At 43.0% G+C, this 13,780-nt stretch carries 10 protein-coding genes; 6 read left to right on the top strand and 4 right to left on the bottom strand.

Annotated features, from left to right (window positions below):
• The 4 genes from V5298_RS16670 to V5298_RS16655 all read right to left on the bottom strand — a co-directional run.
• Positions 1-1,322: glycosyltransferase family 39 protein (locus tag V5298_RS16670; protein ID WP_332932564.1), on the bottom strand; the 1,322-nt coding region annotated here is incomplete at its 3' end.
• Between the two features lie 16 nt (positions 1,323-1,338).
• Positions 1,339-2,022 (bottom strand): TVP38/TMEM64 family protein, encoded by a 684-nt coding sequence (locus V5298_RS16665; RefSeq protein WP_332932563.1) that lies wholly within the window; start codon positions 2,020-2,022, stop codon positions 1,339-1,341.
• Entirely contained in the window at positions 2,023-2,757 is a 735-nt protein-coding gene (locus tag V5298_RS16660; RefSeq protein WP_332932562.1) for a glycosyltransferase family 2 protein, read from the bottom strand. It lies immediately after the preceding gene.
• Positions 2,758-2,922: 165 nt separating this feature from the next.
• Positions 2,923-3,813: an aspartyl protease family protein gene (locus tag V5298_RS16655; RefSeq protein WP_332932561.1), complete on the bottom strand. Its 891-nt coding sequence runs from the start codon at positions 3,811-3,813 to the stop codon at positions 2,923-2,925.
• Positions 3,814-4,133: 320 nt separating this feature from the next.
• Here V5298_RS16655 and V5298_RS16650 point away from each other — a divergent pair, with 320 nt between their 5' ends.
• The 6 genes from V5298_RS16650 (at position 4,134) to V5298_RS16625 (ending at position 13,710) form a co-directional block, all read left to right on the top strand.
• Positions 4,134-7,133 (top strand): TonB-dependent receptor, encoded by a 3,000-nt coding sequence (locus V5298_RS16650; RefSeq protein WP_332932560.1) that lies wholly within the window; start codon positions 4,134-4,136, stop codon positions 7,131-7,133.
• A gap of 292 nt (positions 7,134-7,425) precedes the next feature.
• Positions 7,426-10,299 carry a TonB-dependent receptor gene (locus tag V5298_RS16645; RefSeq protein ID WP_332932559.1) on the top strand — a complete coding sequence of 958 codons (2,874 nt, stop codon included), beginning with the start codon at positions 7,426-7,428 and terminating at the stop codon, positions 10,297-10,299.
• Positions 10,300-10,650: 351 nt separating this feature from the next.
• Positions 10,651-11,370, top strand: a complete 720-nt coding sequence (locus V5298_RS16640) for a LytTR family DNA-binding domain-containing protein (RefSeq protein ID WP_332932558.1) — start codon at positions 10,651-10,653, stop codon at positions 11,368-11,370.
• Positions 11,371-11,379: 9 nt separating this feature from the next.
• Positions 11,380-12,519, top strand: coding sequence for a sensor histidine kinase (locus tag V5298_RS16635; RefSeq protein WP_332932557.1), 1,140 nt, complete (start codon positions 11,380-11,382; stop codon positions 12,517-12,519).
• Between the two features lie 176 nt (positions 12,520-12,695).
• The gene (locus V5298_RS16630; RefSeq protein WP_332932556.1) at positions 12,696-13,067 is read left to right on the top strand and encodes a hypothetical protein; all 372 of its coding nucleotides are present in this window, start codon (positions 12,696-12,698) and stop codon (positions 13,065-13,067) included.
• A gap of 67 nt (positions 13,068-13,134) precedes the next feature.
• Positions 13,135-13,710, top strand: coding sequence for a hypothetical protein (locus V5298_RS16625; protein WP_332932555.1), 576 nt, complete (start codon positions 13,135-13,137; stop codon positions 13,708-13,710).
• The last annotated feature ends 70 nt before the right edge of the window (positions 13,711-13,780 follow it).

Raw genomic sequence — 13,780 nt, 5'->3', positions numbered from 1 at the left:
CTGTATCCCCAGGTAGCATATAACGCCCAAAAAATGGTGATGAAAAACGGCCAACATCGCCACGGTTTTCTCCTTGCCGTGATCACGGCAACGCCACCTATCAAAAGCCCCATGATTGTGAAAAACAACCAAGGTGAAACACCGAACTTTTGTTCTAACGTTATGGTAAACGGGAGGGCAAACAAACCAGATAAACCAACGCCAAGAAAACCAAGTGACAGGGTAAAGACCCCCCCCCACAATAACCAGTTAAATGCTTTTTTGTTGATAATTGCGCTGAAATAAGGGGCTGAAATCAATGCTAACATCGGCAAGGCAGGAAGAATGTAAACGCCACGTTTTCCCGGACTAAGGCTAAAGAAAAGAAGCACTAGTACAATCCACCCTAGAGGCAACACAATACGCGCATCGCCACGTTTTACCGCCCTATACCAATGGGGGACGAGCCACGGTAGTGCGAGACTGATAGGTAACCAAAATACCGGGATCACTTCGACGAGGTAATACCAAAAAGGCTTGATATGATGCCACGAATCAGCGTATCGCGTCACAGTTTGCTTAAAAAGAATATTATCTCTGTAAGCAATCAATGCAGGATCCTGGCTGTTATGCACCAACATCAGCATAGGAACAAACCATAATGAGATAGCCAGTAACATAATAAAGGGTCCTGCAACCCATCTTCCCAATGAGGGCCGAGGTTCTCCTATTCGTTTCCGAGGTTTAATAAAAAAATAAGGAACCAACATAAAGAGGGGCAAGAACCCCACCCCCTTTGTAATCACGCCGATGCCCATAAAGAAAAATGCTAGGTAATACCAGCACCACTGTCTATCAATTAGCAGAAAGCGGAGTAGCCCGTAACACCCCACGGTAATCCAACAACACACCATGGCATCAATTTGCGCGGACTTTGCCTGTAACAAAAATTGAAAGCTCAGTAGCAGCAGCGAAACAGAAATCAATGCTTCCTTCTTGCCCCAAAGGCGGTTTGAAATATCGTAGACCAAGCCAAGCGTCAGCAAACTACAAAGGGCCGAGGGAAGTAGAAAAGCAATCTTAATTGAACCAAACACCTCATAAAATAAGGCAATAGACCACATGAATACCGGCGGCTTGTCTGGGTAATATTCACCCGCCCTTGTAGGAAAAAACCATTGCCCAGTGTCCACCATTTCCTTGGCAATTTCGGCAAAACGTGGTTCATCGGCAGGCCAAGGATCGCGAAATCCAAGTCCGAGGAAGATTAGTGCCGTTGCAATGGCAAACAACCACAACCCATAATTGGATTTTTGAATGACTGAGTCATTTTCTAGATTCATAAAATTGCGGCGCATATTAGTTTTTTTGCTCAGTGTAAATAGGAGTAGCTTGCTCTCCTTGTTGATGTCGATACTGCTTGTAGAGATAAGCACTAAGTGCACTGGAAAGGGAAAACAGCCCAATGCTTATGATAAGTTTGAGTTCAGAATCGACGAGAATCCCTTTTCCCATTAAGGCAAAAACCGCCATCTGCGGTATATAGCCGATTGCCGATCCCAAAAGAAACCCACGATAGGAAATGTTAGAAAGACCGGCCAAAACGTTGGTCAGTAGGTTATTCCCAACCGGGAGTAAACGAATAATGATGGATTTAAGTAGGGGGGACTGTAGTAAAAAACTATCTAACTGGCTGACGCGCGATTTGAAAAAATGCATCGCAACGGGGCGTGCAAGATACCGGGAGACGGTCATGACGATGGCACAACTAAAAATGGCCGCTAGTGTAGAATATAAGATCCCTTCGGCGACGCCAAATGCATATCCCCCCATAAATGCGACCAGTTGACGAGGCAGCCCCAAAGAGAGCAGGATCACGGATGCCAATAGATATTGCAGAATACCCCGAATACCATTAGCTCGGGTATATTCATCGATTCCCCATTGGCTAATTGCAGCAAATGAAAAGTATTGGGAAGCGATTCGACTAATCAGTAAAATTGCCAGCACCAATAAGGAAAAGCGGAGGATCTTGTATACCACTTAATGGCTCACTTCATGTTCGAGAATGACATCATTGAGCTTATTTCGCTTTTGAAGCCAATACACGCCGGCCATATCGATAAGGCCCACGCCAAGTCGCCCAAGCATATTGTATTTGGATCGCCCGAATTTCCGGTCCCTGTGGTTCACTTCCACAATGCTAATGCGCCCCCCTTGGCGACGAATAAGAGCAGGCAAAAAACGATGCATATGTTCAAAATAGGGCAAGCAAAGGTATGTTTGTTTTGGAAATACTTTCAACCCACATCCCGTGTCCGGCGTATCATCACCAAGCACCTTTCGTCGTACTCCATTCGCGATTTGAGACTGAAATCGTTTCCAGGCGGTATCCTTCCTATTTTTGCGATACCCGGCAATACAGAAATGGCTGCCAAGGGGAAATTGGGCAGCTTCTTCCAGTAAGAGAGGTATATCAGCAGGATCATTTTGCCCATCGGCATCAAGGGTAACAATCAATTCCCCTTGAGCATGATTCACCCCTGTCCATATGGCAGTACTTTGCCCCACAGAGCGTTTATGTTTGAGTGCTCTTAATTTATCGAAGCCATGTTTTTTTAGAAAAAGCAGGTTTTGATACGTGTTGTCAGTACTTCCGTCATCAACAAAAACAATTTCGAAATGTGGTAAAGCATCTAGGGATTGGTATATTTCTTCAATCAGAGGCTTCAGATTTTCCTCTTCATTTTTTGCTGGTATAACAACTGAAATTCTCACGCGCCCCTCTTAATCTCACGTCGGTGTGAAACAGGTCATATTTGGAATGGCTTGAGGTTAACAAATGAATCTTAAGGTACACTTAAGATGCTTTTTGATGAATTTCGAATTGCTATACAGCTATGATAGTGGCGATCATGGCTCGCAGCAGATGGCCTAACTAAATTAAGATTCAGGCAATATGATATGAAGCTTGCCGTATTTATAATCGAGGGTAACGATGAAATCTTTGAGCAAATCATAACCAATTAGCCCCACCACACGTTTCCCCTTCATGCGGGAAAGGCTTTCGTAGCGGCTTTCCAAATTTGTTTTTTGCCCTTCTGCTGGAAAACTAATTTTTACATTGTCAATTTCGTAAGGACCAAATCTGACCACTGACGAAGTCGCAAATTCATTAATACCAAAACCGTTAGCGCCGAAGGAAGTTGACGTGCCTTCCACCTTATCCAGTAACCCGATTTTTGATGCTGCGCTGCGATCGATTAAAATTGTGCCTGCGTTACCTGTATCTACGAGCAACCACAGTGTCACGCCGTCAATATCGATTTGCGCGATGGGCATTCCCGTTCCCTTTTGCGACACCGATTTCACGTTTGCCGCGTCTCCCATATCCACAACATCGCGCGTTATTAAGCGCATCTTTTTATGGGGATAATCGAGTTGTACAATGAAGTTGTAGAAAAAGCCCGCACCTAACAACATACCATTAGTGTGATGCCCTAGACTACTTTCTACCAGCGAATCCAGTTCAAATTCGGTACCGAAAATATCCACCGTCACATTGCGATAAGTACGCCGTTTCTCGACCTTGTGCACACCCTTAATATTAACGAATTGTCCCTGATCTAAAGACAGCTCGTGCTTGCCGATAAAAGCCTTATTAATACTGTTCAATTGAGCGCCAGAGTCTAACATCGCCCTAGATTCAATGCCATCAATGGTAACAGGAATAAAAATATGGCCGTTGTCCAGCGTAAAATCAGTCCAAATGCTAACCGCGCTTGGTGCTTTAAAAGAAAGTAAAAGTAAAAAGAGTGCAAGATATCGTTTCATCAAATCCCTTTAAATAAACTACTTATATCTGCTAAACCAATTAATCATAGTAAGCATAGAACTAAACGACTTTCAATTATGGTCATGTAAGTTAATTGTAAAAAAATAAATTAATAATAACATTTACAGTTAGGGATTTATCAGATTCGTCACACTGCTCGAAAAATATCCATTTCTATTTAGTTCCCAATGAATGTGTAAATTTATGTAAATAGCATTTTACGTTATTGCAGAAAAGAAACCTCTTATACGAGAATAAAAACTCGTAATTCTGTTTATAGACTTACGATAACTAAAAATAATAATTTCAGGGAATATGTATGCACATACTAAATAAAAAATTACTAGCTATTTCGGTTGCTTGTGCTCTTGGCATTTCAGCGCCTGTATTTGCAGGTAATAACGACGGCGGAATTCGTTTAACGGTAGTTGATACAACAAGTGCCCCACTTGTTGGAGCCACAATCGTGCTGAAAAACAAAGAAACAGGCTACACAAAAGAAATAACGGCAGATGAAGAAGGTAACCTTCGAATTAGCAGTTTACCAATTGGTGAATATAGCATTCATGCAAGTAAGTCTGGCTATGAAGATGCCGAGCTTGCAACAGTATCTGTTCAACTAGGACAAGAAACTAAGCTGAATGTGGTACTTCAACAATCCGGATATGAACATATTGAAGTTACCGGTGTTCGAGTTTCTGCATTTGATGTTACGTCATCGGAATCCGCATTAAATATTAATGCGAGTGAATTAGCACGTTTGCCCGTTGCGCGAAACATTGATTCGGTTACATTGTTAGCGCCAGGTACAACCCAAGGTGACGATCGTTTCGGTGGGACATCATTTGGTGGTTCATCCGTTGCAGAAAACCAGATGTATATAAACGGCTTAAATGTAACCAACTTTCGTAATGGTTTAGGCTTCTCTTCTGTTCCATATGATTTTTATGATCAGTTCCAAATTAAAACAGGAGGCTATTCAGCTGAATTCGGCCGTTCTACCGGTGGGGTAATTAATGCTGTGACCAAATCGGGTACGAACGAATTTAAAATGGGGGCAAACGTTTATTGGTCACCAGCATCACTTCGCGCACATTCACCTAATGTGGCGAGTAATAACGGTGATTATTTTAAAACTTACAATAGCGGCGATAATACCAGTGAATTTAACGGTAATATCTACGCGTCAGGCCCCATTATTGAAGATAAGCTATTTTTCTATGCCATTTATTCCCCTACATCAGAAACTGATGATTATCAATCAAGAAGTACATCTAACTATGATTACGATGTAAGTAGTGACAATGATTTTTGGGGAGTTAAGCTTGATTGGAATATCAGTGAAGACCATCGTCTAGAATTTTTAGCGTTCTCTGATGAGCAAACAGAGTATACGGATACTTATGCAGTGGAAGATGATGAACGCACTTATGCCTCGACGGCTTATGATAAGTCAGGCGGAAAGAACTGGTCAATAAAGTATACTGGTTACTTAACTGACGATTTTACCGTTACTGCATTATATGGCCAAAACGAGTATGACATCACATCCGGTTCTAACGTATCCGATGATTGCGAACTGATTCTCGATTATCGTTACTACTACTATGAGATTTATGACGTAGACTACAACGGCTACTCGGTAGGCTGTGCTACTACCAGTGATTACTATGTTGAAGATGGTCATGATGAGCGTGACGCATATCGTCTAGATGCGGAATGGTATGTCAATGACAAACATTTACTTCGTTTTGGTTTAGACCGCGAAGAAAATACGTCAGAAAATAACACCCATTACTCTGGAGATGGCTCGTACTGGCTCGTTTATTCAGCCGAAGCAGGAAGTACCATTAATGGCGTATTGCTAACCGAAAACACGGACTATATCCGTTCCCGATACTACAACTCTGGCGGTAACTTTAAAACCATCGCAAATGCGTTTTATATCGAAGATCAATGGTCTATCACTGACACCATCACCGCCACCATTGGTTTACGTAATGAACAGTTCGATAACCGAAATGCGGCTGGCGATACCTTTATCAAAATCGACGATATGATTGCGCCACGTTTAGGTATCTCTTGGGATATTAATGGTGACGGTGAGTCTAAGCTTTTTGCCAATGTCGGCCGTTACTATTTACCTGTAGCAAACAACACCAACGTTCGTCTCGCGGGTAATGAATATTCGACGTACAACTATTATGAGTTAGAGGGTTGGACGTCTTACGAATATGGTGATGGCACTTATTATGATCCAATACTCGGTGATGAAATTGGTAGCCAAGTTGTATTAAGCGATGGCAGTGTGGCAGACACGCGCTCGGTGGTGGACGCAACCATTGATCCTATGTACCAAGATGAGTTTATCCTAGGGTATCAATCCATGGGAATTTTGCTCGATGAAGAAATTTCATACGGCGTAAAATTTACTTATCGCTCCCTTAATGGCGCCATTGATGACATGATCATCGACCACGCAATCATCGACAAATTTGGTTGTGATGCCTCTTACGAAGCCAATCAATATGTATTAGGTAATCCTGGAAAGAGCATGACAGTCTATACCGACACAGACTGTGATGGTGAGGTGGATGACTGGGCGACCTTTACTAAAGAAGAGCTTGAGTACCCAGAAGCGATACGTAAATACCTAGCTTGGGATTTCACCATTGGTCGTCAATGGGATGGCGATTGGTCGTTACAAGCCACCTATACTTGGTCACATAGCTATGGTAATACCGAAGGGTTAGTTAAATCAGACAATGGTCAGGATGATGCCGGTTTGACCCAAGATTTTGACTTCCCTGAGTTAATGGATGGCGCATACGGTAACCTACCTAATGACCGCCGCCATAACCTTAAGGTTTTTGGCGCTTATGCCATTAGCGATCAATTACTGGTGGGTTTCAATTACTCTCTGGCCTCCGGTCGTCCCATTAACTACTTTGGCACCAGTCACCCAGACGTTTACGGTGAAGAGCTTAGTTATGGCGACACCTTTTACGAGGCAATCAATACCGGAGAATACGATGACGATGGTGCGCTAATCTATGAATATATCCGCCATGCACGGGGCTCAATGGGAACCACACCCTGGATTTCTCGTCTTGATTTGAACATGACATACAATATGGATATTAAAGATATCGCTACAACCTTTAAGGTTGATGTATTTAACGTGTTCAATTCAGCGAAAGCCACACGTGTCGATGAAACGGCAGAATCATCAATCGGGGTGGCAGATCCTGATTATGGTTTGGCAACGGCATTCCAAACGCCACGTTATGTGCAACTAAGCGCGAGTTTTGAATATTAATATATTCAGCACTTACCTATCTGAAGCCCTCGTTTAGAGGGCTTTTTATTTCACCGAGTTAGGTGGAACGTCACCAAGGCTCTGTAATATCAACCTCACCTCTTTCTCACACAGACTAATTAACGCTGTTTTAATTGTTTTGCTAACCCATAAATTTGTCACGTTCGCGACGTCACCTGTTAGTTTCATCCCTCACCCACCTACTTATTTGAACTTTTTGCTAGCGTGGAAATTCCCCAGTTGCCTGTGCAGCGGGAAATAAATACTACATAAAAGAATATTAGGGAATTCCATGAAAAATAACATATTCAAAGCCAGTTTGTGCGCAGTGGCTGTAGCAGGGGTATTTGCTTCTGGTATGGCATCGGCGGCAGACAATACTTCCGGTACTATTCAAGGAACCATTGCTACTGCAACCGCAAATACGTATCAAAATTACCACGTCGAAATTGTTAACCCTGCCACAGGATTCAAAAAGTCCATTAGTATTGGAGAAAATGGTGACTACCGTTTACCTAAACTTAGCGCAGGTGCCTATACCGTCAGAATTTTTGAAGGCGACGTGGTTAAGCTAGAGCGTACCGTTAACGTTGCAATTAGCCGCGATACCATTGTTGATTTAAAAGATGATATAGAACGTATTGCCGTTACGGGACGTAAGGTGTATCTGGATACGGGGTCTGCTGAATCTGGACTCAATATTTCAGCGGAAAGCCTAGCTAAAATCCCTGTACCCCGTGATGTTACCAGCGTTGCGATGTTAGCGCCTGGCGTCACCCTTGGCGATACCAGTTTTGGCGATACCGGACAAACATTTGCCTCTTTTGGTGGCGCATCCGTTGCCGAGAATGCTTTTTATATTAACGGCTTGAATGTGACCAATTTCCGTAACGGTTTAGGTGGCAGTGGCATTCCCTTTGAATTTTATGACAGTTTTGAAGTGAAAACTGGCGGCTACTCTGCTGAGTTTGGTCGTTCCACCGGCGGTGTGGTTAACGCAGTCACTAAACGCGGTACCAACGAATTCCACGCCGGTGCATCCGCCTACTGGGAACCAAACAGTCTTCGGGATACCGCGCCAGATGTGCGTTATCGTGACGGCAGTATTTATATTAATAATGCCGACGATTATAAGCACAGCATGGAAACCAACCTTTATGCCAGTGGTGCGCTGATCAAAGATAAGCTGTTCTTCTACGGTATATACACCTTGCGTGATATCAAAAGCCGAGGAATGTTATCCGGTTCCCAAGATGTCTCCGAATACCAATCTGATGATCCATTCTGGGGGTTAAAAGTAGATTGGCAAATTAATGATGATCATTCCTTGGCCTTAACGGCCTTTTCTGACGAAACCACCAATCCAACCTATAGTTATGATGCCTCAGGCGAGTTGAAAGGGATCACCGAGGAATCCCGCGGTGGCGATAACTATATTGTGAACTATAAAGGTTATTTGACCGATACCTTTACTGTTTCAGCACTTTATGGCGTTAACAAATACTCACTAACGACAGAGTCAGATGCCGATGTTAACTGCCCGTTGATTGTGGATGTGCGTTCTGATGCGGAAACTCTTTATCCAGGCTGCTGGGTCAACTCCATAGCCGAAAAGGGTGATGATAAACGTAAAGCCTCCCGTATTGATTTCGAATGGCAACTGGATGATCACCTGATCCGCTTTGGATATGATCGCGAAGAAAACACCTCTTTCAGCCAACAAAACTATTCCGGTGGTGCTTATTACCGCTATACGGATGCACTGCCGGGTGCAGAGTTAAACAATGGCGGTATTGTGCCTGATGGGGTTAACCAAGTTGTCCAGATCCGCCAACTGACCAACGTTGGTAACTTTGAAACCATCTCCAGCGCCTACTACATAGAAGATACCTGGAATGCGACGGATGACATTACAGTCACCGCCGGTCTTCGAAATGAAACCTTCAACAACAAAAATGTGAATGGTGAGTCCTTCATCAAAGTCGATGACCAGTGGGCACCTCGCTTGGGCATTATCTGGGATGTTAACGGTGACGGAAATTCCCGCTTATACGGAAACTTTGGCCGTTACTATTTGCCAGTGGCCAACAACACCAACGTGCGTTTAGCTGGTTCCGAAGATGATCGTTCACGTTTTTACGCTTTGGATGCCGTTAATGCTGATGGCACACCGGTTTATGATCCAGCCAATGAAATTGGCGGCGAGTTAATTAACTCCAACGGACAGGTCAAAGATCCTTTGCAAATCGTTGACCAAACCATTAAACCCATGTATCAGGATGAATACATCATTGGTTATGAAACCGTGGTGGGTGATGAATGGTCCATGGGAGTTCGTACCGTTTATCGTGACCTAAAAACTGCCATGGATGATATTTGTAATATCGATGACGTTATGGTCGCCAAAGGGTATGTGAACAACCATACTGGCTGTGTTCTAACCAACCCAGGAACCGATATCAGCATTTCTTACAGTGACGCAGATGGCAACCTGGTTCCGGTAAATGTTACCGCGGAGGAGCTAGGCTTTGATGAAGCGACCCGTAAATACCTGGCCCTTGAGTATAACTTTGCCAAAACTTGGGATGGCGTATGGTCATTGCAAGGATCATACGTATGGTCTCACTCTTGGGGTAATGCAGAAGGTTATGTGAAGTCTGATAACGGTCAGGATGATGCTGGCTTGACGCAAGATTTCGACCTACCTGAGCTAATGGATGGCGCATACGGCAACTTGCCAAATGATCGTCGTCATACCGTGAAACTGTTTGGTTCTTACGCCATTAATGAGCAATGGTTGTTAGGTATTAACTACCTGCTCCAATCTGGACGTCCGATCAACGGTTATGGTGTGGGCCACCCAGATGGTACGCCAGCATACGGTGATACCTTCTATTTAGATGGCACTAATTTTGTACCAAGAGGCAGCTTCGGTCGCACAGATTGGGTAAGCAAAGTAGATTTATCACTAGAATACACCCCTGAATGGGACGTGGCTGACCTTTCTTTCCGTGCGGATATATTCAACCTGTTCGATCAGAACAGTGTAACGCAAGTGTATGAAACGGCAGAACAAAGTGTTGGTGTTGAAGATCGTAAGTTCTTATTACCAACGGGCTTCCAAACACCCCGTAGTGTTCGTTTAAGCGCCAGCATCCGTTTCTAAATTAACGTTTGCTTTAGGGGTAATACCGTCATTGTCTGACAGTGCCGGTTTTATCCCGCCAAACAGGCGTTTAGTCACAACAAACTAATCCCGCTCCATTTAGTTTGTATGATGGCCCAGTCGGCTTAATAACCCGACCAATACACGTTTTTGAACACGTATTGCACCCTAGACATTTTAGCTGCATCAACTCGATGCAGCTTTTTTTTATCTTTTTATTTCTAGGTACACGCCCCTTTACAAAATATTTTCGTTACTGACCTTAACATTACGATTTTTAGTCTCTTTTTTACTGATATTCGCTAGCACCTCCCCTATATTCCGGCGCTCAAGGTTCGTATTGGAGTGGAAATGTATCAATGTATTGTCGTTGATGGTGAACCCTTAGCGCAGCAACGCGTTGTGAGTTTTATTGAACAGCAACCGGGGTGGGAAGTGATTGCTAAGGCATCAGAATACAATGAAGCAAAAGAACTATTAATTAATCATCAGCCCCACGTTTGTTTTATGGACATCAGTATTATTGGGGGCAGTGGAATCGAACTGGTTAATGAACTGGCCCAACAGATCGATTGTCGATGGATTTTCACCACGGCACACAGCCACTTTGCTATTCAGGCATTTGAAGTAGATGCGCTGGATTATTTACTCAAACCTTTTGAAAACAAACGTATAATTAATGCTCTGACAAAAGCGGAAAAACAAATAGCCGACAAGCTAACCCATCGCTCTGAGATGTTGGCCATTAAATCCATTGGCTCGGTGGAGTTTGTCAATGCAGAAGATATTCTTTGGGCAAAAGGCGCGTCTAACTATGTGGAATTACATTGTCAGGACAAAGTCTTATTGCATCGGGAAACCTTATCCCGACTTGAGCGCCAGCTTAATCCAAGCAAATTTGTACGGGTGCACCGTTCCTCATTGGTTAATTTACAAAAAATCAAAAGCTTGAGCAGTGAATTGGGACGTTACTCATTACTGCACTTGCATAACGGGGACGAGGTTAAAATCGGTTCTGCCTATAAAAGTCATTTGTTTCGAGCCTTAGGGCTGGATCTAAGTCAGAGATAGTTACTTTCCATGAGCTTGTTAACAATATGGTCAAATGCGAATCCACCAGAAAAATACACCAAACCAAAAAAACCTTCATTCTGGTTATTACACACTTTAGGTTGGTTGCTATATGCCGTTATTTTAACCATCGATAATGTGGCCTTTATCGGTAGTGAAAAATTAAATGACAAACTGGTTATTCTGCCACTGTTAATCAGTGGCTTATTCGCTTTTATGCTAACCCTGCCCCTGCGTTACCTTTACCATCGATTGTGGTCGCTTAGCCCAGCCAGACTGTTTATTACCGCCACCTTATGCAGTTTTGCCATTGCTTTAATATGGACGCCGCTAAAAAACATGATCATCTGGGACTGGGAAGATCACTATTCTGTTTGGCTAACTCTCACAGGCCACTTTGACGGGGAACATCAGCTCCACCATCTGTTTATGACTATCAGCTATGCGTTTTTCATGGTGATGGTGTGGAGTAGTTTATATTTTGGCATCAACTACCATTATCGTCTGGTGGAAGAAAAGGAACAGCATTTCCTTGCCGTAACGATGTCGCAAAAAGCACAGATAAAAATGTTGCGCTATCAAATTAATCCGCATTTTCTATTTAATACGTTAAACGGCATTTCTTCCCTGGTATTGCAGGGAAAAAAGGACATCGCCAACACCATGTTGACCCAGCTTTCAACGTTTTTTCGTTATTCATTGGACAATGATCCGGAAAAGAAAATCACCCTTGAGGAGGAGTTACGGGCGTTAGCCTTATATCTGGATATTGAAAAAGCCCGCTTTGGAGATCGTCTGAGTATTGTGTTTGAGGTGAAGCCTGATACTAAAATGTTACTGGTGCCCAGCTTGATCCTTCAACCTTTGGTGGAAAATGCAATCAAACATGGCATTTCCAAAATGAAGACAGGCGGCGAAATTCGCATTAAAGCCTATTGCGAAAAGGAACACTTAATTCTTCAAGTTGCCGATAATGGCCCCTTTACCCACTTGGATCAAAATAAGCAAAACGAACTGGGCATTGGCTTAAAAAACATTGATGAACGACTCAATGTGATTTACCCCCTCCAACATCAATTAAAACTGAGTGTGGCCGAGCCCCAGGGCTTCATGGTAACCACCTCATTGCCAATAGAGCGGGCGGTGTGATACTAGAGTAGAAAGCGTACCGTCGTAGCGCTGAGTGTGGTACGCCAATAGCTGCCGCTAGATGATCATATAGAATGTCATTAAACCGATAGTCACTGTGAGAGGAAACATTATTAAAGGGTTGTAGATCTCCGCCAATACAGTTAGGTGACGTCAACATGTTGGAGATATACAAGATGAAAACTAAGCTGCCTCATATTGGTATTTTTTGGGTCTACAAGTCGACGATAATTGCAAAAGTAATGCCTTTGAATAGAGCAAAACCGGATAGCCTTTCTCTTTATGACTGTGACTTTAGCCACCAAGTGGAGTGGGAAGAGCATAGAATTTACCTTCCGTGTTTTCCTGAGCTCATTGCTGTTGAATATCAAGAAATCAGCAGAGGTAGAGTGATTTATTCTGGAAACTCAAAATTCTTTAAAATATATGCAGACAGAAAAGTCGTAGAGAGCATTGAGTTTCAAACCTTGGTATGTGACAAGTTTAACCTTATACCGAGTCAATGCACTTGGAAGCTAGACAAGCATTACCGCATCTTTACTTCATAAAAACCTTGCGAAGAAGCTAAAAAGACGCTCAGTAGAGAATACGCAAGCAAACCATAGAGACGTGACGTTGAATATATTTGAAATAATAAACAATAGTATTTCTGACTTTGTAGAAAACCAAGACAATGAAGCACTCAAGCGAGGTACAGGCTCTTATTCGATACTGTTTAGAGGCTCTATCTTTGGAGAAATAGAGACAGCCAAAGTATTAAGTAAGCTCAAAACCGAATCAGTTGATGTAATTTGGTTAGGCTCAAACCCAAATGTTCCTGAATCGCTCGACGCCATTTTGACTCCTTCCTCCCCTTCTCACTATGAGGGTTTTGTGCAACAGGCGATGAACGATAACTTCAGCGAAGCATACGAAAATAGCGATGGTGTGAACGCCCCATTGTGGGATCCAATTAACAACCCAAATAACAAGTGGCAATTCTACTCTGAGATATTCAATAAGCAGTTTGGCGAACACAAAACGCTCATGGCTAACATAGTACTGTGGGGAAGTAAGGATTTTAAAAGCTTCACTTCTCAGTTGGCTAAATACGATAAAGCGCTTTTAGACAGAGCCATTCAATTTTCTTGCGACTTGAACAATCAGATAATCGAGTACTTTAAGCCAAAGGTTGTTCTTGTTCCTAAGTAAGCGATCATTTTAGACCGTTCTTCAATTCTTAAACCAAGCCTTTAAAATTAAATCATTGATAAAAACAGGA

The sequence above is a fragment of the Alteromonas sp. 14N.309.X.WAT.G.H12 genome, from assembly GCF_036697315.1.
Taxonomy (GTDB): Bacteria; Pseudomonadota; Gammaproteobacteria; order Enterobacterales; family Alteromonadaceae; genus Alteromonas.
The sequence above is the reverse complement of the archived record's forward strand: the minus strand, read 5'-3'. Positions and strand labels throughout refer to the sequence as shown.